This window comes from Mesorhizobium sp. C268A, assembly GCF_040324475.1.
In the GTDB taxonomy this organism is placed as follows: Bacteria; Pseudomonadota; Alphaproteobacteria; order Rhizobiales; family Rhizobiaceae; genus Mesorhizobium.
In genome coordinates, this window is record NZ_JAMYVX010000001.1 from 913,320 (window position 1) to 934,911 (window position 21,592).

At 63.7% G+C, this 21,592-nt stretch carries 22 protein-coding genes; 8 read left to right on the forward strand and 14 right to left on the reverse strand.

Translation table 11 applies throughout. The features are described from left to right. The first annotated feature begins 93 nt into the window (after window positions 1-93). Window positions 94-1,335 (forward strand): DNA polymerase IV, encoded by a 1,242-nt coding sequence (gene dinB / locus NKL06_RS04670; protein WP_023693870.1) that lies wholly within the window; start codon window positions 94-96, stop codon window positions 1,333-1,335. A 27-nt stretch (window positions 1,336-1,362) separates the two neighbouring features. Here dinB and NKL06_RS04675 read toward each other — a convergent pair whose 3' ends face one another. Then, window positions 1,363-2,328 (reverse strand): LysR family transcriptional regulator, encoded by a 966-nt coding sequence (locus NKL06_RS04675; protein WP_023693871.1) that lies wholly within the window; start codon window positions 2,326-2,328, stop codon window positions 1,363-1,365. Between the two features lie 111 nt (window positions 2,329-2,439). On the opposite strand from NKL06_RS04675, the gene NKL06_RS04680 reads away from it, so the two are divergent. The 5 genes from NKL06_RS04680 (at window position 2,440) to NKL06_RS04700 (ending at window position 4,566) form a co-directional block, all read left to right on the forward strand. Further along, the gene (locus NKL06_RS04680; RefSeq protein WP_023693872.1) at window positions 2,440-3,351 is read left to right on the forward strand and encodes an SDR family oxidoreductase; all 912 of its coding nucleotides are present in this window, start codon (window positions 2,440-2,442) and stop codon (window positions 3,349-3,351) included. 2 nt (window positions 3,352-3,353) lie between these two features. Continuing rightward, entirely contained in the window at window positions 3,354-3,944 is a 591-nt protein-coding gene (locus NKL06_RS04685; RefSeq protein WP_023728143.1) for a DUF924 family protein, read from the forward strand. 199 nt (window positions 3,945-4,143) lie between these two features. Beyond that, window positions 4,144-4,242, forward strand: coding sequence for a hypothetical protein (locus tag NKL06_RS04690; RefSeq protein WP_023670351.1), 99 nt, complete (start codon window positions 4,144-4,146; stop codon window positions 4,240-4,242). 59 nt (window positions 4,243-4,301) lie between these two features. Beyond that, window positions 4,302-4,400 carry a hypothetical protein gene (locus NKL06_RS04695; RefSeq protein ID WP_023684816.1) on the forward strand — a complete coding sequence of 33 codons (99 nt, stop codon included), beginning with the start codon at window positions 4,302-4,304 and terminating at the stop codon, window positions 4,398-4,400. A 73-nt stretch (window positions 4,401-4,473) separates the two neighbouring features. Continuing rightward, window positions 4,474-4,566: a hypothetical protein gene (locus NKL06_RS04700; RefSeq protein ID WP_023689018.1), complete on the forward strand. Its 93-nt coding sequence runs from the start codon at window positions 4,474-4,476 to the stop codon at window positions 4,564-4,566. A gap of 90 nt (window positions 4,567-4,656) precedes the next feature. On the opposite strand, the gene NKL06_RS04705 is transcribed toward NKL06_RS04700, so the two are convergent. The 8 genes from NKL06_RS04705 to minC all read right to left on the reverse strand — a co-directional run bounded on the left by NKL06_RS04705 (window position 4,657) and on the right by minC (window position 11,181). Continuing rightward, entirely contained in the window at window positions 4,657-5,832 is a 1,176-nt protein-coding gene (locus NKL06_RS04705; RefSeq protein WP_023693873.1) for a hypothetical protein, read from the reverse strand. Window positions 5,833-5,976: 144 nt separating this feature from the next. Then, window positions 5,977-6,858, reverse strand: a complete 882-nt coding sequence (locus tag NKL06_RS04710; RefSeq protein WP_023693874.1) for an EamA family transporter — start codon at window positions 6,856-6,858, stop codon at window positions 5,977-5,979. Window positions 6,859-7,169: 311 nt separating this feature from the next. After that, entirely contained in the window at window positions 7,170-7,751 is a 582-nt protein-coding gene (locus tag NKL06_RS04715; RefSeq protein WP_023807780.1) for a dihydrofolate reductase family protein, read from the reverse strand. 165 nt (window positions 7,752-7,916) lie between these two features. Beyond that, a complete protein-coding gene (locus NKL06_RS04720) occupies window positions 7,917-8,453 on the reverse strand; it encodes an SRPBCC family protein (protein WP_023693877.1) in 537 nt (178 codons plus the stop codon). Next, window positions 8,450-8,881, reverse strand: coding sequence for an ArsR/SmtB family transcription factor (locus NKL06_RS04725; RefSeq protein WP_023693878.1), 432 nt, complete (start codon window positions 8,879-8,881; stop codon window positions 8,450-8,452). Before NKL06_RS04725 ends, NKL06_RS04720 begins: the two co-directional genes overlap by 4 nt. 335 nt (window positions 8,882-9,216) lie before the next feature. Then, window positions 9,217-9,489 (reverse strand): cell division topological specificity factor MinE, encoded by a 273-nt coding sequence (gene minE, locus NKL06_RS04730; RefSeq protein ID WP_023684809.1) that lies wholly within the window; start codon window positions 9,487-9,489, stop codon window positions 9,217-9,219. Further along, window positions 9,486-10,301, reverse strand: coding sequence for a septum site-determining protein MinD (gene minD / locus NKL06_RS04735; protein WP_023670342.1), 816 nt, complete (start codon window positions 10,299-10,301; stop codon window positions 9,486-9,488). Before minD ends, minE begins: the two co-directional genes overlap by 4 nt. Window positions 10,302-10,350: 49 nt before the next feature. After that, a complete protein-coding gene (minC, locus tag NKL06_RS04740) occupies window positions 10,351-11,181 on the reverse strand; it encodes a septum site-determining protein MinC (protein WP_023693879.1) in 831 nt (276 codons plus the stop codon). A 210-nt stretch (window positions 11,182-11,391) separates the two neighbouring features. Here minC and NKL06_RS04745 point away from each other — a divergent pair, with 210 nt between their 5' ends. Together NKL06_RS04745 and NKL06_RS04750 are read left to right on the forward strand one after the other, a co-directional pair. Continuing rightward, window positions 11,392-12,444 (forward strand): Bug family tripartite tricarboxylate transporter substrate binding protein, encoded by a 1,053-nt coding sequence (locus tag NKL06_RS04745; protein WP_023693880.1) that lies wholly within the window; start codon window positions 11,392-11,394, stop codon window positions 12,442-12,444. Further along, complete coding sequence (locus NKL06_RS04750) at window positions 12,444-14,402, forward strand: tripartite tricarboxylate transporter permease (protein ID WP_023693881.1); 1,959 nt, start codon at window positions 12,444-12,446, stop codon at window positions 14,400-14,402. Before NKL06_RS04745 ends, NKL06_RS04750 begins: the two co-directional genes overlap by 1 nt. Before the next feature lie 8 nt (window positions 14,403-14,410). Here NKL06_RS04750 and NKL06_RS04755 read toward each other — a convergent pair whose 3' ends face one another. From NKL06_RS04755 to metH, 5 genes are all read right to left on the reverse strand, one after another. Further along, window positions 14,411-15,352, reverse strand: coding sequence for a class I SAM-dependent methyltransferase (locus NKL06_RS04755; protein ID WP_196814116.1), 942 nt, complete (start codon window positions 15,350-15,352; stop codon window positions 14,411-14,413). Continuing rightward, the gene (locus NKL06_RS04760; RefSeq protein ID WP_023693882.1) at window positions 15,301-16,308 is read right to left on the reverse strand and encodes a hypothetical protein; all 1,008 of its coding nucleotides are present in this window, start codon (window positions 16,306-16,308) and stop codon (window positions 15,301-15,303) included. Before NKL06_RS04760 ends, NKL06_RS04755 begins: the two co-directional genes overlap by 52 nt. A 262-nt stretch (window positions 16,309-16,570) precedes the next feature. After that, the gene (locus tag NKL06_RS04765; RefSeq protein WP_023693883.1) at window positions 16,571-16,888 is read right to left on the reverse strand and encodes a DUF2934 domain-containing protein; all 318 of its coding nucleotides are present in this window, start codon (window positions 16,886-16,888) and stop codon (window positions 16,571-16,573) included. Window positions 16,889-16,975: 87 nt separating this feature from the next. Further along, a complete protein-coding gene (locus tag NKL06_RS04770; RefSeq protein WP_023693884.1) occupies window positions 16,976-17,566 on the reverse strand; it encodes a BA14K family protein in 591 nt (196 codons plus the stop codon). A gap of 190 nt (window positions 17,567-17,756) precedes the next feature. Further along, on the reverse strand, window positions 17,757-21,566 hold the full coding sequence (gene metH / locus NKL06_RS04775) for a methionine synthase (RefSeq protein ID WP_023693885.1): 3,810 nt from the start codon (window positions 21,564-21,566) through the stop codon (window positions 17,757-17,759). Window positions 21,567-21,592 lie beyond the last annotated feature (26 nt).

Sequence of the window (21,592 nt, forward strand, 5' to 3'; positions counted from 1 at the left end):
ACAATAGGCCCTGTTTGTTCTCTATTTGTTCGGAAAAACGCCTCTCACAACAGACGCGGCTAATGCTGCAACGCCGCAAAGGGAACGGTCGGGATGGAACCCACCATCCTGCATGCGGATCTCGACGCCTTCTACGCCTCGGTCGAGCAGCTGCTCGACCCGGCGCTCAGGGGCAAGCCGATCGCCGTCGGCGGCGGCGTCGTGCTTGCCGCCTCCTACGAAGCCAGGGTTTTCGGCGTGCGCGGCGGCATGCCCGGACGACGCGCGCGCGAGCTTTGCCCCGGACTGATTTTCGTCGGCGGCCATTTCGCCGACTATCAGCGGCTGGGCGATGCCGCCATCAAGGTGCTCGACGATTTCACGCCGTTGGTCGAGCGGATTTCCATCGATGAAGCCTTTGCCGACGTCGCCGGCTGCACGCATCTGTTCGGGCCGCCGCCCGAGATCGCCGCCACGGTGCGTCGGCGCGTCCGGGCAGAGCTTGGCCTGCCGATCTCGATCGGCGTGGCGCGCACCAAGCATCTGGCCAAGATCGCCTCGCAGGTGGCCAAGCCCGACGGGCTGGTGGTGGTCGATCCGGACACCGAACTTGCCTTCCTGCATGATCTGCCGGTCGGGCTGATGTGGGGCGTCGGCCCGGCGACCAAGGCGCGGCTGGCCGAGATCGGCATCGAGACCATCGGCCAGTTGGCAAAGACGCATAGTGGGGCGCTGCGAAGGTTGCTCGGGCCCGCCGCCGGCGAAAAGCTGGCGTCGCTGGCATGGAACCGCGACCCGCGAAAGCTCGAAACCCACAGGCGGTCGCATTCCGCCGGCGCGCAGTCGGCGCTTGGCAGACGGCCGGCCGAGGCGCGTATCTTCGGACCCGTCCTGCTGCATCTGGCAGACCGGGTCGCCAGCCGGCTCAGGGCGAAATCACGGCCCGGGCGCACGGTGACGGTGCGCGTGCGTTTCGCCGATCTGCACGCCGTCACACGCTCGCTGACGCTCGATCAGCCGATTTCGGCAACCGCGATGCTGGCCGAAATCGCCGGGGAGCTGGTGCGCGGCGTGCTGGCCGCCAACCCTCGGGAGAAGACCATCTCGCTGCTGGCGATCTCGGTGTCGCAGCTGGAAGAAAGTGCCGAGCTGCAGCTGGAGCTGCCGCTCGGGCTTGCCGATGAAAAGCAGCGACCCGGCAGCAGGCAAGGCCTGGCGCGCTTTGGCGCCGACCGCGCCATCGACAAGATCCGCCAGCGCTTTGGCAGAGAGGCTGTCGGCTATGGCGCCGTGGCGCTGGAAGCCCGGCGCTCGGTTCCCGATGCCTTCCGCGAACTGGCGGAAAAGGAGCTTTGAGGGCCGCCGCGACGGCCAGGCCAATGCTTACGCCGCACCCGAAGATAGCGCTGCATTTCCGGTCTGCCTGAGCAGGCCGACCAGCCAGGCCAAGCCCGCATCCATCAGCGCAACCTTCGGCACGATGCTGTTGATGTTGAAGTGGCCGAGCCGGATGGGCGCATCGACGCCGACGACACCGAAACGGCCGCCATACATGGCGAGGAACCGGCGCGGATAGGCCGATATCAGATCAGTCTGAGCAAGCACGGCCAGTCCGAACATGAAGTTGGGGACAGTCAGCGCGACGCGACGCGACAGGCCGCGTTCAGCCAGCACCCTGTCGACAAACCCGTTCGGATCGCCATTGCTCGAGACGACCATATGCTGCACGCTGCAATAGGCGTCGAGGCACGGATCGCCGGCGAAGCGGTGGCCGGCGCGCATGGCGACAACGAAATCCTCCTCATAGAGCTTGACGACGGTGAAGCGTGCCGGCAGGCCGTCGAACGGAATCACCGCGACATCCATGGCGCGCGCTTCGAGTTCGGCGACACAGTCGCTCCAGGCAGTAGTGGGCGACGGTTCACCTTGGCGTGGCAGCAGTTGCCGGATGCCGATGTCGATGCCGGGGGCCAAAAGGCGGATCTGGTCGAGCAGCGGCGGCAGGAGCACGGACGACACCGCATCCGGCGCACCGATGGTGAAGCGGCGCGTCGAGCGGGCCGGATCGAACGGCTCGGCGCTGGCGATCACCCGGCGCACCCGCGCCAGGATCTCGGCCACCGGTTCGGCAAGCTCCGTTGCCCGGTCGGTGGGCACGACGCCGCGCGGCGTCTTCAGGAACAACGGATCGCCAAGCAGCTTGCGCAGCCGGCCAAGGCCATGGCTGACCGCCGAGGCCGACAGGTTTAGCCGCTCCGCCGAGCGACCGACATGCCGCTCCTCCATGATGGCTTGGAACAAGACCAGCAAATTGAGATCGGCGCGCGCCAAGTCAATTTTGTTCAGCATATTCCTGAAATCATATCACTGGATTCAGCAGAGTAAAGTTGCGAATGCCTTCTTCGACGCGAAGACGGTGGTGCCGGTTTCGTCGGCACTCATTCAGAGAGGAGCAAATCCATGCCAAACTTTCCCAATTCGATTCTGGTCACCGGCGCCTCCGGCGCCCAAGGGTCGGCCATTGTCAGCGCTTGCCGCGCCGCCGGCCCCACGGTGCGTGTCCTGTTACGCAAGGGCTCGCCCGATCCGTTCGGCGATGGGGTCAACATCGTGCGCGGTGATCTCGCCGACCCCGGCCGACTGGCCCTCGCCTGCCTCGGCGTCGATGCGGTGGCGCTGACCTTGCCGGTCGGTGCAAGCCCTGAAGAGATCCTGCGCTACGGCCGCAACATTGCGGATGCGGCGCAGCAAGGCGGCGTCAAGCTACTGGTGTTCAACACCAGCGGCCATGTGTCGGGCCATTCCGGCACGGCGGTGATGGATGCCAAGGCCGAACTCATCGACTACATCAAGACGTTCGGCCCGCCATCCATCGTCCTAAAGCCGACGCTGGCCATGAGCAATATCGCAGCGCCCTGGAGCGCGCCGGCGATCATGCATCAGGGCGTCCTCGCCTATCCGCTGCCGACCAACTTCCAGACCTCCTGGATCTCCTGGCAGGATATGGCGGCCTATGTGGTCGAAGCGCTGCGGCATCCGGAGCTTGCCGGTGCCAGCTTCGACATTGGCGGGCCGCAGGCGCTGACCGGACCGGAGATGGCCGTCATCCTGTCAGGCATTGTCGGCCGCGAAGTCAGCTATTATCCGGTGCCGCTGGCGGACTTCGCCGCCGCGCTCGAAACCATGCTCGGCAAGGACGCCGCCGAACAGACTGCCGCCAGCTATGCCTGGATCCACAGCCAGAAGCAGACCGTGCTTGCCGTCGATCTCGGCCAGACGACCCGTCTGCTGCCGGTGAAGCCGACCTCATTCGCCGATTGGGCAAGAGCGCTGGACTGGGCGGCACTGGCCGGCGATGCGAAGGCGGCCTGACAATGGACCCCATCGCAACCGTCGAACCGGGCGGCCTCGCCGCCCGGAAGAATGTGCCGGATGCCGCTGCCGCCGTGGTCGGCTTCTGGTGGCAGGCAGGACCTGCCGCGTGGTTCGCCAAGGATGCGGCCTTCGACCGCGAGTTTCGCGATCGCTTCCTGCGGCTGCATGAGGCCGCAGCGCGCGGCGACTGCGATGGCTGGATGGCGACGCCCTACGGGGCTCTGGCGCTGATCCTGCTGCTCGACCAGTTCCCGCGCAACGCCTTTCGCGACACGCCGCGCATGTATGCCAGCGACGCGAAGGCCCGCGCGATCGCTACTGAGGCGATCGATGCCGGGTTCCAGCGGATGGTCGATCCCTCGCTGCGGCTGTTCTTCGGGCTGCCCTTCGCGCATTCCGAAGCGATTGCCGACCAGGACCGCTCGGTGGCGCTGTCGCGCGACATCGGCCCGTCCGACCTGAAGCGGGCCGAACATCACCGCGACATCATCCGCCGTTTCGGACGTTTTCCGCACCGCAACCCGATCCTCGGTCGCGCCATGCACGCCCAAGAACAACGCTTTCTCGATGAAGGTGGATTTGCGGGTTAGAGCATGATTCCAAAAAGCGGGTCCGGTTTTTGGAAAAGATCATGCTCCAACAAAGGGTTAGATCATGATGAGATTGCAACCAAATCTCATCATGATCTAGTGCATCGGGACCGAGAAAACCCGGGGCGGGACGACGGCGCCGCGAAGGTTGACAGTGCCGATCCGTCTGGCATTATCGCGTAAGCTTGGAGGATTCACTATGAAGAAAACCTATTCGAAGCCTGTTCTGGTCAAAAAAGGCAAGCTTTCGCAGGTTACGGCGCTCGCCAATGGAGCGGGTTCCGGCCCGATCGAGTGAAGTCGTTGAGTCGGACTGTCGCCTGATCTGGCGGCCTCGCCTGACACTGGAGATGCGGCATGAAGAAGACCTATTCGAAGCCGGTGCTGGTCAAGAAGGGCAAGCTCTCGCAGGTTACAGCCGACAATGGTAACGGCTCCGGGCCGGTCGCCGTCTAGCGGCCGATTATCCGACGCCTCGTGCCGTCTGGCCGGGAACGGGGCTTTGGGTGCCCGACGTGGAGAGTGGAAAATGAGGAAGACCTATTCCAAGCCAGTGCTGGTAAAAAAGGGCAAGCTCTCGCAGATCACCGCGAACGGCGCTTCTGCTCCTATTCCGGGCTAAACTCGTTCCCCGGTAGATCGAGATCCTCCTGGCAGAGTCGGGCGGCTTGATCGTTTCCGGAGCATGATCTCCCGCAGGCGGCGGGACCGTTCAGCGCACAACCACCAGATCGTCGAGCACTAGCTGCCAATAGTGGCTCGTGGAGAGGCGTACGCGCGTCACCGCCGCCAGCATCGGCGCATAGTGGACGGGCGCCAGTGCCGACAGGACGATCGTGTCGCTGGCGATCAGCCGGTCGCCAAGCCAGCTCTCGACCAGTGCGGTTTCGCCTTCGGACTTCAACCATGCCGCTGTCAGCATCACGGAATGGAACCCGAACGGTTTGTCGCTCGAGAATTCGGCCGGGTGTCCGCTGCTCGTATAGCAGACATGGTCTCCCGAGATATTGCCGTTGACGTAGCCTTCGCTGCCTTCGGTATGATCGCGCGCCAGTGCGTTCAGGTTGAACCAGGTCAACCCGGCATAACCGGACGGCACCTTGCGCAGGCCGCGCGTCGTGACATCGTCGAAACCGATGGCCTGCAAGGACGCGGCGCTGTCGACAGCCGCGTTCTCGGGCGACAGCAGGCCGAGCTCGGTCGGGTAGGCGGACAAGGCCAGTCGTCGTTCCATGCCATCGCCGGTGACTTCGATCGCGTCGGCGTCATCGGGCAGATCGAGACGGAAGCCAGCCCCAGCACTTAGCGGATGCACCGCCACCTCTTGCCCTTTCGCCATCACCGAGATGCTCGCCGAAGCACCGTCCGCTACGCGGCCGCTGAGCCGGCGTATCGCAAACAGGCCGACCGGCTGCAGCATTGCTTCCGAGGCCAGCCCGGTGGGCGAGCCCGGCAGCGGCCGGAGGTGCTGCGACTGGACCTCGTTGGCGCTGCTGGAGCGCCAGCCGGGCGGAACCGACACGGTGAAGCGGTAGCTGCCCGGCACATGGATGGGCGCGGCCCGACGTTTCGCCGACGCCAGGAAATTGGCAAAGCCGCCGCGGTTGCTCCGCGCCGCGGCGACGAAGCGGCCGTCGCCATCATGCAGTCTGACCATGATGCCGGCCATCGGGCGGTCGCCGAGCCCGTAGCGGCCGTCGCGATCGGCATCGAAATAGACAAAGGACGAATGATTGAGCTTGCCGTGGTTGCCCGACCAGTCCCGGCGCACGGCGTAGTCGTTGGCCGGATCTTCACGAAGCCGGGCTCTGAGACGAGACCGCGCCAGCCGCCAGGCGAGAGCCGCAACGACAGCGGCGAACCCGACAAGGAGTATTGCCTTGATCACGGACGGCTCAAGCAATGCTGTCGGCCCTGCTCATCTGGATCTCCTGCACATACATCGATCCATATATCGATGCTGCAGGCGCTTGAGCAACCGGACACGGGACCGGCGGACATGGCGTCGGCCTCATATACCCATCTCGGGCAACTATTCCGGCGACGGCACCGGCGGCTTGGTGGTCAGCGCGGCGCCGAAGGCGGCGACGACCACGGCGGCGACGCCCGCGCACTGCAGCGGGCTCAGGGTCTCGTGCAGGAACAGGAAGCCGGCCAGCGCGCCCAGCGCCGGCTCCAGACAAGTCAGCGTGCCGTAGAGCCTGGCCGGCATCCGGGTCAGCGCCACCATCTCCAGCCAGAACGGCAAGGCGCTGGAGAACAGCCCGACCAGCAGCGCGCTGACCAGGATCGCGGGTGCGATCAGGCCGGTACCCGCCTCGGCTAGGCCGAACGGCAGGGCGAGAGCAGCGGCAATGACCAGCCCGTAAGCCGTGGTCTGGCTGCCAAGCTCGGCGCCCGCCTTTTGCGCAAAGACGATGTAGAGCGCCCAGCAGCCGCCGGCGGCCAGCGCCAGCATCACGCCGATCGGGTCGAGTGCACTGCCGGAGTGGATGAAGGGCGACAACAGCAATATGCCGGCAACGGCCAGCACCACCCAGACGAAGTCGGTGGCGCGCCGCGACGACAGCGTCGCCACGAGCAGCGGGCCGCAGAATTCGAGCGCCACCGCGACGCCGAGCGGAATTCTGGCGAGCGCTGCATAAAACAGCAGGTTCAGCGCCGCGAGGTTGACGCCGTAGGCGATGAGCCAGGGCAGCACGGCGCGCGACGGCCGCACCCGCCACGGCCTCAGCACCGCCGCCAGCATCAGCGCCCCCACGACCAGCCGCAGCGCCGTGGTGCCATTGGCGCCGATCAGTGGAAACAGGCCCTTGGCGAAGGTGGCGCCGATCTGGATCGACACCATGGCGCCAAGCAACGCGCCGATCGGCAAGCCCTTCGCTTCAGCTGCGGCAATCTGCGTCGACGTCAATTCCAGTCCCTCCGCGCGGTGCGCCGCAGCGTTGGCCCGAGATATGGATAATAGGCCTGGCTGTCGTGTGGCACGGGCAGACTGTTGATGGGGCAAGACGTGGAAGGCGAACGCCGACGCATTTCCTCTCCCCCGTCGATCGGGGGAGAGGTGTCGAGCGAAGCTCGACGGAGTGGGGGTCGACCGTCCATCACATCCGCCCGATTGCCTGCTTGCCGGAGGCGGCGACCGTGGGTTTCATGAGCGCCTTCCCCCACTCCGTCGCCGCTTCGCGGCGCCACCTCTCCCCTCCGGAGGGAGAGGAAAAGAAGCTAGCTCGCCAGCCCATACACCAGGCTCACACGTCCATCCGAAAGCGCCTCGGCCTTGCGCAGTTCCAGTCCGTGCCGGGCGTGCACCGTGCCGAACAGCGCCTTGCCGTCGCCGGCGAGCAGCGGATAGACGATGAGCCGCATTTCATCCACTAGCCCCGCCTCGATCAGGCTGGCGGTGATGCGGGCGCCGCCCATGAGATAGATGTTCTTGCCGGGCTCGCGCTTCAGCGCCGCGACGTCGTCGAGGCTGCGCAGGAAGCGCGTCGAGGCCCAGGCGGCCGAAGTCATGGTGTTCGACAGCACATAGTGCGGGGTTTTCGCGGCAAAGCGCGCCCATTCGAGTTCGGCCGGGTCGACCAGTCTGCCGGTCATCGGCAATGGCTGGTCCGGCTCGTTCTGTTGGATCGCGCTCCAGTAGCGCTCATAACCGGCATACATGACGCCGCCGAGCAGGCAGGCGTCGATCTCAGGCATCAGGCCGTATTCCTCCGACCAGTTGTCGACCCAGTCGGCGAAGCCTTCGGGGCCTTCCATCTTGCCGTCGATGGAGATCTTCATTCCGGTGATCAATTTACGCATGACTTCCTCCTTCGGGCTTGCGGGATGCAAGCACGTTGCCTGGTTTCACTTCCGATGACGCGCCGCGGTGTCTGGCGAAGGCGCGTGTTTCGCCGGCCCTTGCGCCGGCATCCGGCGCAAGGGATCGATGGTGCCCGGTTGGACCAGGCGATGCGTCAGGTCAGGTCAGGCCGGCAGGCGCCGGTCGTAGTCCGCCACGAGACGGCTAAAGCTGTCCCAGAACGGTTCGGGTTTCTCGGCCGCCACGCGGGCAACCATGAGGTCGAGATGCACGTGCCAGCCTGCGGCATGCATCATCAGGCTCGAGCGGTCCGGCAGGCGGCGGTGGACCAGGGTGAGCAGAACGTCGTCGCCGCGCTGCGCCAATTCGAAGGTGACATTGCCGCTGCCGTTCCAGGTGATGGTGAGCTTGCGCGGCGGATCGCACTCGACGATCTGGTTGTGCATCCGCTGCTCGCCGCCACTGAAGCTGGCCGGCCTGTCGCCGGGCGGTTCGGTCAGTTCGTCATTGCGCCAGACCAGATCGAAGGAAGAGCCTTCCTCCATCTGCATGTCGCCGGCCGCCAGCCATTGGCGGCGCAGATCGCTCTGCGTCAGATATTCCCAGACGCGCTCCCTGGTGCCGGGCAAAAGCCGTTCGATCCTCAATGTGGCCGGCTGGATCAGCTGGGCGTAGCCGTCGAAGCTGTTCATCTGGTTCATCGGTCGTCTCCCTTGGAAGGTGTTGGCCTGGGTGATTCCGGCTTCGATGGTTCTGGATTTGCCGGTGCCGGCGTTGACGGCGTTGTCGACGTTTTGCGCCCCGCCTCCTCGCGCAAAAGCTGTTCGAGGACATCGAGGCGGCTGTTCCAGAAACGCGCGTATTGGCCGAGCCACTGATAGGCGGTGGCCAGCGGGCGGGCCTCGAGGCGGCAGACATGGGTGCGCCCGCGCACTTCGCGCCGGATCAGCCCGGCATGCTCCAGCGCCTTGATGTGCTTGGAGGCGGCGGCCAGCGACATGGCAAAGGGTTGAGCCAGCTCGCTCACCGTACGCTCGCCGCCGGCGAGGTGGTTAAGCATGTTCCGGCGCGTGGCGTCGCCGAGGGCGTGAAAAACCTGGTCCATCTGGGGCGCCTCTAATTCAACCATGTAGTTGAATATGGAGGCGAGATTTTAGATAGTCAACTAGTTGGTTGAATGTTTTTTGGGGAGAGGCGCTGGCCCCTACCTCCCCCTTGTGGGGAGGTCGGACCGTAGGTCCGGGCGGGGGTGCTTGGCGCAGGCGAGCGCGAGGAGCGCAATCTCCCCCTCGTGGGGGAGATGTCCGGCAGGACAGAGGGGGGCGCGAAGGATCGCTACCTCTCAGCGAATCCAGATCTTCGGCAAAGCCGTTGCTACATGTAATTGACAGGCCAGCGGGACAGTGCCCCCCTCTGGCCTGCCGGCCATCTCCCCCACAAGGGGGGAGATCAGCAGCTTCAATCTCACCCAGCCATGGCCAGCGGCACTGCGCTCTTGTTGGGGATCTGGATGTCGATCTCCAGCGTCGACATGGTCTCGCCGCGGTCCATCGAGACTTGCAGATAATCCTGGTCGATCTGCACATGCTTGGCGATCACCGCCATGATCTCTTCGCGCAGGATGGAGACGAGATCGGGCTGGCTGCGGTTGCGGCGCTCATAGGCGAGAAGCACTTGCAGCCGTTCGCGCGCCACCGGCGCGCTGGTGCGCCGCTTGAAGATGTCGAGCAGGTTCATGCCGCCCTCCTTCCCAAAAGACGATCGAGGAAGCCCTTGCGCTCGAAGGGCACGATGACCGGCAGCTGTTCGCCCTCGAGCCGCTTGGCCGCGTCGATGTAAGCCTTGGCAGCGGCGTTCAGCGGCTCCGACAGCGTCACCGGCGAACCGAGGTTGGAGGCGCGCAGCACATCCTGGCTCTCGGGGATAATGCCGAGCAGCGGCACCGACAGGATCTCCAGCACATCGTCGATGGACAGCATTTCACCGCGCGCGGCGCGTCCCGCATCGTAGCGCGTGACCAGCACGTGCTTGGCGATCTGCTCGCCCTCCTCGGCCCGCAAGGTGCGGGAATCGAGCAGGCCGATGATGCGATCGGAATCGCGCACCGACGACACTTCCGGATTGGTGACGATGACGGCCTCGTCGGCAAAGCGCATGGCGAGCTGCGCGCCGCGCTCGATGCCGGCCGGGCTGTCGCAGAAGACATAATCGAAGACCGAGCGCAGCTTGCCGATGACCTCGGCCACGCCCTCCTCGGTCAGCGCATCCTTGTCGCGCGTCTGCGAGGCCGGCAGCAGGAACAAAGTCTCGACCCGCTTGTCGCGGATCAGCGCCTGCGACAGCTTTGCCGAGCCCTGGATGACGTTGACGAGGTCGAACACCACGCGCCGTTCGGCGCCCATGATCAGATCGAGGTTGCGCAGGCCGACATCGAAATCGACCAGCGCCACCTTCTTGCCGGTCTTGGCGACCGCCGCCCCCAGAGCCGCGGTAGAGGTCGTCTTGCCGACGCCCCCCTTGCCCGAGGTGACCACCACTACCTTGCCCATCAATAAAGCCTCCGTTGTTGTTCGTTATGTCGTTGTCGGGCGAGACGCATTAGCTGAAAGGGGCGATGCGCAGCATGCCGTTGTCGAGAAATGCCTGCACAGGCTTGCCCCGGACTGACGGGTCCATCTCCTCGGCCGTGCAATACCAGCCATCGACCGAGAGAAGCTCGGCCTCGTTCCTGCGGCAGAAGACACGCGCGGCGGTATTGCCCTGCGCCCCTGCCGACGCGCGGCCGCGCAGCGTGCCATAGACGTGGATCGAGCCGGTGGCGACGATCTCGGAGCCGGACGCGACGGAGCCCAGCACGATGACATCGCCATGCGGGTGGAAGATCAGCTGCCCTGAACGGATCGGCGAGCGGATCATCAGCGTGCCAGCGTCGGGTGCGGCAATTTTGGCGTCTTTCGGCTGTGCCTTGGCATCGCTCGCCGATTTCAAATCGCCCGCCTTCAAATCGCCGGCCTCTGCCTTGATGTCACCGGCCGCCTTCATGTCGCTTACCGCAGTGTCCTCCTCCGCCCTGCCCGCCTTGCGGCTCGGCTGCAGCAGCCCGTCGGTGGTCGCCTCCTTGGCGCCGACCAGCACCGGCGGCAGATGCGTGCCAAGCTCGGCGCCACCATCGAGTTCCATGGCATAGATGCGGATTCCGCGCTGGCCGAGCAGATCGACCAGCGCTTCGATGGCCACGACATCGGGCTTCAGCACGTTCAGGTCGAGCACCACCGGGCGCCCGGCAAAATAGCCCGGCGAATTGCCGACCCAGCGATCGAGGCTCTCCAGCCAAACGTCCAAAGGCGCCTCCGGCGTCAGCGTGAATGCGACGAAGGAGCGGGCGCGAAAGCGAATGGATTTGGCCTCGAGGGGAGCGGCAAAGGTCACAGCGGGCGATTCCTTACTGAGAGGTAAACGCTAGCCGTGGTATGGTTAATGAAAGGTTAATGAACTGAATAACCGCATGGCAGATCGGACGCCAATTGGCGACACAGACCGCGACATTCACGAAACTAAGCGCGATTGCTAAGGAACAACGCTGGCGTTGCAAGGGCTATCTAAAGTATCACCACTGGGTGAAATCTGGGGCTTGGCGAGATGAAGTTCTTTCGTGTGGCGTTGGCGGCAATCACCGCCGCGGCAATCTACCTGCCGTCCGCGGCAAGCGGCGGCGAGATCGCTTGCGCAACCACCTACGCCGGCCGGCGAATCACCCTCGTTGTCCCCAACGCTGCCGGCGGCGGCTATGATACCTATGCCCGTGCATTTGCGCCGGCCCTTGCCAGCACGACCGAGCTCGATGTCAGGGTCGTGAATATGCCCGCGGCAGGCGGATTTGCGGCGCTAAAGCGTGTAACCAATGCGCCATCCGACGAACTGGTCCTTATGATTGAAAGCGTCTCCGACATAATTTCGCAAGGTGACATTCCGGCTGGCGTCGACAACTGGATGAATCGGCTAAATCCGATAGGACTGATTCACATCGATCCCGAAGCGTGGATCGTTCGGAACGATGTCGATTTGCAAAGCGCCAAACATCTGGTCGCGTCGGTTTCATCGCTTGAAGCCGGCATCCTGCCGATAGTGCTCACCGCGCACCTCCTCGATATCAAGGTCGACGTGGTCTCGGGCTATGAAGGCAGCGGCGCACTCATGTCCGCGCTCCTGCGTGGCGAAGGCGATATGACATCCAATTCATTGACGACAGGCTTGCGCTCGACCGCCGCAGGCGAAGCCAAAGTCGGTCTGGTTCTCACGGAGGGACCTGACCCGAACGCGCCAGGCGTGGCTTTCCTGGCGGGTGAAGGAGGGTTGGTGTGGCAGCGCAGCCAAGGCCTTTCCAAGGAGAAGCAGGAAGAACGATTGCGGTTGGCCATCGCCGTCGCGAAAGCTTCGGCGACAGCGCGGGGATTTTTTGCCCCTGCCGACATGGAGCAGAAATCGCTAGGTTGTCTTCGTGACGCCGTCTCCGCCGCGGTCAAGAGCGATGGGTTCAAGGTGGCGCTTGAAGCTCAGAAACGTCCAATCGAGCCGCGCGACGCCGACGAGACCGTCATCGTGATCAACGATATGCTCAGTGCCTTCCATGAGGCGGAAGCGTATCTGAAAAAACACCCGGAACTCGAGCGGGATGCGCGAGCAACGCGCTGATGACCGGATATTGGGCTGCCCTCGGCACTGGACTGGGCAATGTATTCTCCTGGCCGAACATACTGATCCCGGTGCTTGGCACCTTGGTTGCCATGGCTACGTCCTTTCTTCCAGGGATTGGCGGCGCCAGCCTTGCAACCATTCTGCTGGTCGCAACCGTGCATTGGGATCCGGTATCGGTGTTGTTGCTGTTTGGCGCCCTGACCGGCGGCGCGACCTTCATGGGATCTATAACGGCTATCCTCTTCAACATACCTGGCAACGCGCCAAGCGCGGCAACCCTGCTCGACGGCCATCCGATGTCCAGGGCCGGCCTGCCTCGCACCGCGATAGCCGCCGCGGCAACGGCCTCGGCCGTCGGATCGGTTTTTGGCGTCCTCGTCCTCATAGCGCTCATGCCGATCATTCGGCCGTTCATCCTGCAATTCGGACCGTTTGAATACGTGCTGCTCGGCGTGTGGGGCCTGTCGACGATCATTGCGGTTCCAAGCGCGTCCCGTCTGAAAGCGCTGGCGATGGCGCTGCTGGGGCTTTTGGTCGGTCTTGTCGGAACTGATCCGACCTATGGCCAACCACGCTGGACGTTTGGGAGCATCGCTCTCTTCGACGGCGTCGACATGGTCGCGCTGCTGCTTGGCTTTTTCACCGTTTCTGAAATCATCTCGTGGCGAAAAAGATTGCAGCTTGAAAAAGCGGCTGGCCTGGAAAACGCGAACGACTCGATCTGGACCGGTATGCTTGCTGTCTTTCGTCATTGGGGACTAACAATGCGATCGTCGGCCATCGGCGTGTTGGTCGGCATCATTCCAGGTGTTGGAGGAACGGTCGCCAGCTTCGTTGCCTACGGGCAGGCGATCCAGACAACCCCCAAGGACCAGCGCTCAAGGTTCGGATCTGGTGATATCAGGGGCATCATTGCGCCGGAAGCGGCCGTCGATTCGAAGGACGGAGGCTCGCTTCTGCCGACCGTTGCCTTCGGCCTTCCCGGCAGCGAGGGCGGCTTGATCCTGCTGACAGTCCTGACGGTACACGGCATCGTTCCGGGCATACCGATGCTGACGACCGGCTTGCCCCTGACGTTCACGTTGATTACCGCGCTGCTGCTGTCGAACCTGCTGACGTCCGCAGTGGGATTGGTGTTGACACCATATTTTGCGCGCCTGACTGCTCTCAGGATCGACCGCATCGCGCTCCCGATCATTGTCGTCAGCTTCGTGACGATCGTGCAGCTAAACGGGCTGCTGATCGATCTGTACGTAGCCGTCGCTTTCGGGCTGGCCGGCTACATGCTGAAGCGCCTCGCCTGGCCGCAAATTCCTTTTGTCATATCATTCGTCCTGGGCGGCTTCATCGAGCGAAACCTGGCGCTCAGTGTGGAGTTGGCCCGTGTCGGCAGGCTGAACCCTCTACAACGGCCGGCGTCGTTGACGATCATGGTCATAATCGCGCTTTCCCTCGCATGGATCGTGCGCGGTGGTGTTTTGCCGCCGCGACGTGTCAAGCCAAAGCGTGCCGATGCCGCAGTCGCATGGCTGTTGACCGGTGGATGCGCTGTGATGGCAGCGATATCGCTCCAAGGGCAGCCAGGCTATTCGATCTTCGCGCAGGCCGTGGCCTGGTGTTGTCTGTTTGCGATGCTCGCGGTCGCCCTTGTGCAAACGATCTCGCTTGTTGGCCACGAGAAACAGGGAGGCGAACGGACCCATACGATCCCGGAAAGCCATCGTGTGCCGTTGATGATGATGCTCCTGTTGCCGGTCGCTGTCTGGCTGGCGGGCCTCCCGCCGGCGCTGTCCCTGTTTACCCTGGTATGGATTTCAGCCGGTCAGAAGCTGACCTTGAAGTTGGCGACACTGGCATCTTGCACCTCGGTTGCGGTCGCAGTGGCGACCTGGTTTTATCTCGATCGGATAGCCGCTATCGACCTTCCCGCTTCTGCGATGTCGCACTTATTCTAGTGGTCGGGCTACATCCTGACGGCGACGATTTCGTATCTTGGAATTGTCTGGACGCTGTCGGCAGCGGCAAGCGGGGAAACGCTTTTCCCGGTATGATGCTGCTCCGAGCCGACAATCGTCAGGTTGGATTGCTTCAGCATATCCGCAAGGTCTGAATATGTAGTGCGATCTTCATGCAGCGGTTCACCCCAGAGCGCTTCGACGGCCGTCTTCAGCTCCGCCACGGCAGCGGCAGGAAAATGCGCCGCGACGGCGGCCTTCTCGATGGTCGAAAGCCTTCGGCCGATTTCAGCGCTGCCGCGAGGCCCCCTCGGCTGGTCTTTTTCCGATAGCAACCTCTGGGAGAGAAGCAGGCGTCCGCCAGGCTTGAGACTACGCGCCCAACTGTCGACCACCTGCTGGCGTGCGCTGCGGTCGAAGAAATTAAGAACGCTATGCGCGACAACTGCCTGCACCGGCGCACAGTCGCAACCGCGAATGTCGGCGCGGTGGGTCTCGAGCGCAAAACCGGCGGAGCGGGCAAACAGCCTGTTCTGTTCGACCGTCGTTTCACAGCGATCGATCAGCACAAATTCGGGCTCGATGCCGACCGGCCTCGTTTGGCCCAGAACCATTGCCGCCAGGCCGGTGTCGGCCGCGCCCGACAGGAGAATGCGACAGCGTCCCTCCTGGGCCACGGCAGCCAATTCACGCCCAAAGAACCCCCCGCCGGCCGGCTTGGCACCTTTCGATTCCAGCAGGCGGATCATGCTCCACGTGCGATGGTAGGGCATACACCCATGGCTCGGGTCACACAGCACCTCAGCCCAATCAAACGAAAAACGGGCAAGTTGCGTGAGTGGTTCGTCGGTGTAAATCGAGAGCCGTTGTCCTGCCGGTGGGCTTTCTCGCGGGCCGTTCATTGCGATTGCATCTTCCTTCGCCGGGCCATTCTTGTTCTCCAAAGCCATCTCACCGGCCATATCCAGCGGCCCGACTGAATGAATTGGTAAGATCCGGCTGAAGGCAGGAAGTCGATTCTCCCGGTGCCGGAACTGTCGATTGCCTCGAATGCAACTTTCAACGCCGCGATAATGTGGCCACGTCGTTCCTCACGGGCGGCTGCGCCACCTTTGAACTTCGGAAAAGTCGGATTGGGGTTGACCTCGAATATCACCAATGCGCCGTCTCGCAACGTGTAGTCCACGCGGCCGAACTGGATATGGCCCGTATTGCAGGCGCGAAGCAGGTCCTCAGCGTGCGGATTGTCCTTTACGAAGGCGAGTTCCTCGCGCACGAAATCCGGGTCGGTGCTGCTTGCCGATGACTTAACGTTCCAGTCGACGGACCTAAGTATGTGCTGAGACACAATCGCGTCCCCAATGCGGAATGCGCCATACTTTCGATAGTAGCCGTTCGAATCGCGATCGGCTTCGAAGGAGACGGCGATGCGCCGCTTCATCGGCTTGGCGTTGCCCTGGAGCACGGCGATCGCCTCTTCAAGTTGGCGTGGGTTTTCCAGAAGCTTGGTTTCCGGCCCCCAAAAGCCATCTTCCATCCGGATAAAAACAGGGTAACGGGTTGGTCGCTCATCCTGCTCCAGACGCGATACTTCGACCGGGTTGCTTCCTCTAATACGAAGCCGGCGGAGCAGGGCGAACCGCTCCAGGACAGTCGCGGGATGGTTTAGAATTCGAGCATCAGGGTCGGCGCGCTTTGCGGCTTCGGCAATATCCGCCGCCGCCATCATTTCCATGCCATTCAGATACTCAAAATCAGTAAAAACCAAGGTACCCGCGGGAAAGTTTAGCCGGCGGAAGACTGACTGATAGGTTTCCATGCGCAAAAGCGGCAACAAGTGCCCTGCCGACGAAATCAGCCGCCGCATCGGCGTCTGATTCAACTCGTGCACCAACACTGTGATCATCGTTGCTCGCCACCCCGTCTCGACGTCGTATAGAGAAAGTGGCGAGAGTGTCTACAGGCACGCTGGTGCCGCGAAGTGGTTGGCACTTCGTATCGCGGCATCTGGGCTGCTTCGCCGGCGTCGGCACCGTCCGCTTACGGATGTTGCTATGGCCAGCACGGATCAATTTGGGCGCAAAGCTGTCGGAAATGACGGCCTCTGTCGCGACTGCCAAGTGATAAGTGTCAACAAGACACTCTGAAAGATCGTCCTAGCCCTCCGATCAGGACGTTGCCCGCCTCTTTCCCTCAATCCCCCTCGCCGCCTGCTCAACCGCCGCCCTGTCCGTGTCCAGTCTGTCGATCAGCTCCTGCGCCTCGTCGCCCGATATGCCGGTGCGCACGGCGAGTTCCTCGACGGTCAGGACGTCGGTGCTGGCGATCTCGCGCGGCAGGGCGTCGTCGGCGGTCAGCGGCAGCGCCGCCTCGCGGTCGATCTCGGCCTCGGCCCGGTGCCAGTGGTGCTCGGGGTCGCCAGTGCCTTCGCGCTCCCAGATCTGATAGGCGCGCTGCTGTATCTTGTGATGCCGGTCGTCTTCCATGGTGGTTCCTCCCCTGGGCTTTGAGGACGATCCGAACGACCCCAGAAATCGCGCGGTCGCAATCGTTCGCGGCGCCCTTCGCGCTGGCTATTCGCATTGCCGTCTCGGCCCGCCGGAATATGGCTGGTAGCTGTTGTCTTCCGGACGGTAGGAGCGATAGCGGCTGAAGCAGGAGGCGACATGGTCCGGTTCGCCGCCGGCGGCCGCGTAGGCGCCCGCGCCCTCGACATAGCTTGCCTCTCGCGGCGCGGCGCGGTCGGCGGCGAGATAGGGCGAGACGCAGGTGCGCTGCTGTCCGCTATAGGACATGTAGCTGTTGTCCTCGGGATCGTAGGAGCGGTAGCGGCTGGCGCACCAGGCGAGATGCGGCGGCGGCAGTTCGGCCGGCGCGATGGCGGCGGTGACGGTGGGATCGGGCTGCTGCCTGGCCGGGTCCTGGGCCGGCTCCTTGGCGGCGATGTCGGCAGGCGCGGACTGCTCGGGCGGCACACGTTCGAAGTCCTGCGCCGTCTTGTCCACCGGCCGCGCTTTCCGGGTCCACAGTTCCGCCACGCTGACGGTGGGCCTTGCCTCCCGCACAGGCTTGGCGGCAAGCAGCCAGGCTGCGAAAACCAGCCCGCTGCCGAACACCGCAAGGGTCAGCACGAAGCCGCCGACCAGTCCCAAAATCGCTTTCACTCGACACTCCTTGTGTCCCTGCCAATAAAATGCGGGACATCACGGCTTGTTCCAGAAAAGCAGGCGCGAGGGACCTAAGTCTGACCGACCGACAACCGGCAGCTCGCCGAGAACCGGGTGCGGCGCGATTTTTTTCGACGGTGAAAAATCAAGGGAGCGGTCGAGCAGCCATTGGGCCACGTCGCAGCCGCTATTCCGCCGCCTCGGCATAGTGCTGAGGGACATAGTTGAGGATCGCGCCGAGCCAGCGCTCGACATCGGCCAGCGGCATGGCTTTGCGGCGGGCATAGTCCTCGACCTGGTCGCGCTCGACCTTGGCGACGCCGAAATAATAGCTTTCGGGATGGGCGAGATAGATGCCGGAGACCGAGGAGCCCGGCCACATCGCATAGCTCTCGGTCAGGCTGACGCCGGCATTGCGCTCGCCGTCGAGCAGCCGGAACAAGGTCGCCTTCTCGGTATGATCGGGCTGCGCGGGATAGCCGGGCGCCGGGCGGATGCCGCGATAGGGCTCGCCGACCAGTTCGTCGGGCGCCAGCGTCTCGTCTGATGCATAGCCCCAGAATTCCTTGCGCACTTTCTCATGCATGCGCTCGGCAAAGGCTTCGGCGAAACGGTCGGCCAGCGCCTTGACCATGATCGAGGAGTAATCGTCGTTGGCGCGCTCGAAACGCTCTGATATCGCCACCTCCTCGATCCCTGCGGTGACGATGAAGCCGCCGATGTAATCGGGCTTGCCGATGTCGGCCGGCGCGACGAAATCCGACAGCGCGACATTGGCCTTGCCGTCGCGCTTGGTCAGCTGCTGGCGCAGCGTGAAGAAGGTTGCCAGTTCCTGCGAGCGTGCCTCATCCGTGAACAGCCTGATGTCGTCGCCGACGGCGTTCGCCGGCCAGAAGCCGATGACGGCGCGCGGCGCGAACCATTTTTCCGCGATGATCTTTTTCAGCATCGCCTGCGCATCCTCGAACAGCTGGCGCGCCGCCGGTCCCTGCTTCTCGTCATCGAGGATCTTGGGATAGCGCCCCTTCAGCTCCCAGGTCTGGAAGAACGGCGTCCAGTCGATGTAGCGCGAGAGCTCGGTCAGGTCCCAGTTCTCGAACACTTTCACGCCGGTGAAGGACGGCTTCGGCGGTTCATAGGCGGACCAGTCCACCTTGTGCGCATTGGCCCTGGCCTTTGCCAGCGGCAGCCGCTGCTTGTCGGCCTCGGAGCGGGCATGCGCGTCGGCGACCTTTTTGTACTCGGCCCGCACTGTGTCGACGTAGCCGCCCTTGGTCTCGTTCGACAGCAAGGATGACACGACGCCGACGGCGCGGCTGGCGTCATTGACATAGACCGTCTGTCCCTTGGAATAGCGCGGGTGGATCTTCACCGCCGTGTGCACGCGGCTGGTCGTGGCGCCGCCGATCAGCAGCGGAATGTCAAACCCTTCACGCTCCATCTCGGCGGCCATGTGCACCATCTCGTCCAGCGACGGGGTGATCAGGCCGGACAGGCCGATGATGTCGACATTTTGCTCGCGAGCCGTCTGCAGGATCTTCGCCGCCGGCACCATGACGCCGAGATCGATGATCTCGTAATTGTTGCAGGCCAGAACGACGCCGACGATGTTCTTGCCGATGTCGTGGACATCGCCCTTTACAGTCGCCATCAGGATTTTGCCGGCCGTCTGGCGCTCGCCATTGTCGATGCCATTGGCGGCGTTGGCCAGTTTTTCGGCCTCCATGTGCGGCAGCAATCCGGCCACCGCCTGCTTCATCACGCGCGCCGACTTCACCACTTGCGGCAGAAACATCTTTCCAGCGCCGAACAGATCGCCGACGACATTCATGCCGGCCATCAGCGGGCCTTCGATGACATGCAGAGGCCGCTCGGCCGCAAGCCGCGCCTCTTCGGTGTCGGCGTCGATGAATTCGGTGATGCCGTTGACCAGCGCATGGGAAATCCGCTGCTCGACTGTCCAGTCGCGCCAGGCGAGATCGCGCTCCCTGGCGTCCTTGCCGGCCGTGCCCTTGAAACGCTCGGCGATCTCCAGCATGCGTTCGGTGGCAGTGCCGCCGGCCCGGGGCGCGCGGTTGAGCACGACGTCCTGGCACGCTTCGCGCAGCTCCGGCTCGATCGTGTCGTAGACGGCCAGCTGGCCGGCATTGACGATGCCCATATCCATGCCGCGCTGGATGGCATGGTAGAGGAACACGGCGTGCATCGCCTCGCGCACCGGCTCGTTGCCGCGGAAGGAGAAGGACAGGTTCGAGACGCCGCCCGAGATATGCACATGCGGCAGCGTGGCGGTGATCTCGCCGGTGGCCTCGATGAAGTCGACGCCGTAATTGTCGTGCTCCTCGATGCCGGTGGCGACCGCGAAGACGTTGGGGTCGAAGACGATGTCTTCGGGCGGGAAACCGGCCTGTTCGGTGAGCAGCTTGTAGGCGCGGGTGCAGATCTCGACCTTGCGCGCCCTGGTGTCGGCCTGGCCGGCCTCGTCGAAGGCCATGACGACCACGGCCGCGCCATAGGCGCGCACCAGCTTCGCGTGGTGCAGGAACGCTTCCTCGCCTTCCTTCATCGAGATGGAATTGACCAGCGGCTTGCCCTGCACGCATTTAAGCCCGGCCTCGATGATCTCCCATTTCGAGGAGTCGACCATCACCGGGACACGGGCGATATCAGGCTCGGCGGCGATGAGGTTGAGATACTCGACCATCGCCTTTTTCGAATCGATCAGGCCTTCATCCATGTTGATGTCGATGATCTGTGCGCCATTGGCGACCTGGTCGCGCGCCACGTCGAGCGCCGGAACATAGTCGCCCGCCGTGATCAGCTTTCGGAACTTGGCCGAGCCGGTGACGTTGGTGCGCTCGCCGACATTGACGAAGGGAATCTCATCGGTCAGCGTGAACGGCTCCAGCCCGGACAGGCGCATCTTGCGCTCGATCTCGGGAATCGCGCGCGGCGGATATTTTTTCACGGCCTCGGCAATGGCGCGGATGTGGTCCGGCGTCGAGCCGCAGCAGCCGCCGACGACATTGACCAGCCCTTCCCGCGCAAAATCCTCGATCTGCGCGGCCATGAAGTCCGGGCTCTCGTCGTACCTGCCGAATTCATTGGGCAGGCCGGCATTCGGATAGGCGCAGACAAAGGTGTCGGCGGCACCCGATATTTCAGCCAGATGCGCGCGCATGGCGTTGGCGCCGAGCGCGCAGTTGAGGCCGATGGTGAAGGGGCTCGCATGGCGCACCGAATGCCAGAACGCCGTCGGCGTCTGGCCCGACAGCGTGCGGCCGGAGAGATCGGTGATGGTGCCGGAAATCATCACCGGCAGGTGCACGCCCTTTTCGATGAATATCTCGTTGCAGGCGAAGATCGCCGCCTTGGCGTTCAGCGTGTCGAAGATGGTCTCGATGAGAATGATGTCGGCGCCGCCGTCGATCAGGCCGCGCAGCTGCTCGCCATAGGCCAGGCGCAGATCGTCGAAGGTGACGGCGCGGTAGCCTGGATTGTTGACGTCGGGCGACATCGAGGCGGTGCGGTTGGTCGGCCCGAGCGCGCCGGCGACGAAGCGCCGCTTGCCGTCCTCCTGCTGTGCCCTCGCCGCTGCCCGACGCACCAGCCGCGCGCCGCCGCGGTTCAGCGCGTAGACGGCATCCTCCATGCCGTAATCCGCCTGGGCGATCGAGGTCGAGGAGAAGGTGTTGGTCTCGAGGATATCGGCGCCAGCGATGGCGTATTGATAATGGATCTCCTCGATCGCCTTCGGCTGCGTCAGGATCAAGAGGTCGTTGTTGCCCTGCTGGTGGCAGGCGCAGCCGGCAAAAGCCTCGCCGCGGAAATGCTCCTCGTCGAAACCGAGACCCTGGATCTGCGTGCCCATGGCGCCGTCGAGGATGAGGATGCGTTCGCGTGCCGCCGCGGTGAGCGCCGCAAGCACTTCCGAACCGTCGGGCTTGGCCGCGACGGGGCCGAACATTGCGTCCAGCGATGCAGAATTCTGCGACATTTTTTATCCTTGAGGCGACAACCATC

Excerpts from the sequence above, each read along its gene's own strand:
- dinB (WP_023693870.1), top strand. The coding sequence starts at position 94 with ATGGAACCCACCATCCTGCATGCGGATCTCGACGCCTTCTACGCCTCG.
- NKL06_RS04675 (WP_023693871.1), bottom strand. The coding sequence starts at position 2,328 with ATGCTGAACAAAATTGACTTGGCGCGCGCCGATCTCAATTTGCTGGTC.
- NKL06_RS04680 (WP_023693872.1), top strand. The coding sequence starts at position 2,440 with ATGCCAAACTTTCCCAATTCGATTCTGGTCACCGGCGCCTCCGGCGCC.
- NKL06_RS04685 (WP_023728143.1), top strand. The coding sequence starts at position 3,354 with ATGGACCCCATCGCAACCGTCGAACCGGGCGGCCTCGCCGCCCGGAAG.
- NKL06_RS04690 (WP_023670351.1), top strand. The coding sequence starts at position 4,144 with ATGAAGAAAACCTATTCGAAGCCTGTTCTGGTCAAAAAAGGCAAGCTT.
- NKL06_RS04695 (WP_023684816.1), top strand. The coding sequence starts at position 4,302 with ATGAAGAAGACCTATTCGAAGCCGGTGCTGGTCAAGAAGGGCAAGCTC.
- NKL06_RS04700 (WP_023689018.1), top strand. The coding sequence starts at position 4,474 with ATGAGGAAGACCTATTCCAAGCCAGTGCTGGTAAAAAAGGGCAAGCTC.
- NKL06_RS04715 (WP_023807780.1), bottom strand. The coding sequence starts at position 7,751 with ATGCGTAAATTGATCACCGGAATGAAGATCTCCATCGACGGCAAGATG.
- NKL06_RS04720 (WP_023693877.1), bottom strand. The coding sequence starts at position 8,453 with ATGAACCAGATGAACAGCTTCGACGGCTACGCCCAGCTGATCCAGCCG.
- NKL06_RS04725 (WP_023693878.1), bottom strand. The coding sequence starts at position 8,881 with ATGGTTGAATTAGAGGCGCCCCAGATGGACCAGGTTTTTCACGCCCTC.
- minE (WP_023684809.1), bottom strand. The coding sequence starts at position 9,489 with ATGAACCTGCTCGACATCTTCAAGCGGCGCACCAGCGCGCCGGTGGCG.
- minD (WP_023670342.1), bottom strand. The coding sequence starts at position 10,301 with ATGGGCAAGGTAGTGGTGGTCACCTCGGGCAAGGGGGGCGTCGGCAAG.
- NKL06_RS04745 (WP_023693880.1), top strand. The coding sequence starts at position 11,392 with ATGAAGTTCTTTCGTGTGGCGTTGGCGGCAATCACCGCCGCGGCAATC.
- NKL06_RS04750 (WP_023693881.1), top strand. The coding sequence starts at position 12,444 with ATGACCGGATATTGGGCTGCCCTCGGCACTGGACTGGGCAATGTATTC.
- NKL06_RS04755 (WP_196814116.1), bottom strand. The coding sequence starts at position 15,352 with ATGGCTTTGGAGAACAAGAATGGCCCGGCGAAGGAAGATGCAATCGCA.
- NKL06_RS04760 (WP_023693882.1), bottom strand. The coding sequence starts at position 16,308 with ATGATCACAGTGTTGGTGCACGAGTTGAATCAGACGCCGATGCGGCGG.
- NKL06_RS04765 (WP_023693883.1), bottom strand. The coding sequence starts at position 16,888 with ATGGAAGACGACCGGCATCACAAGATACAGCAGCGCGCCTATCAGATC.
- metH (WP_023693885.1), bottom strand. The coding sequence starts at position 21,566 with ATGTCGCAGAATTCTGCATCGCTGGACGCAATGTTCGGCCCCGTCGCG.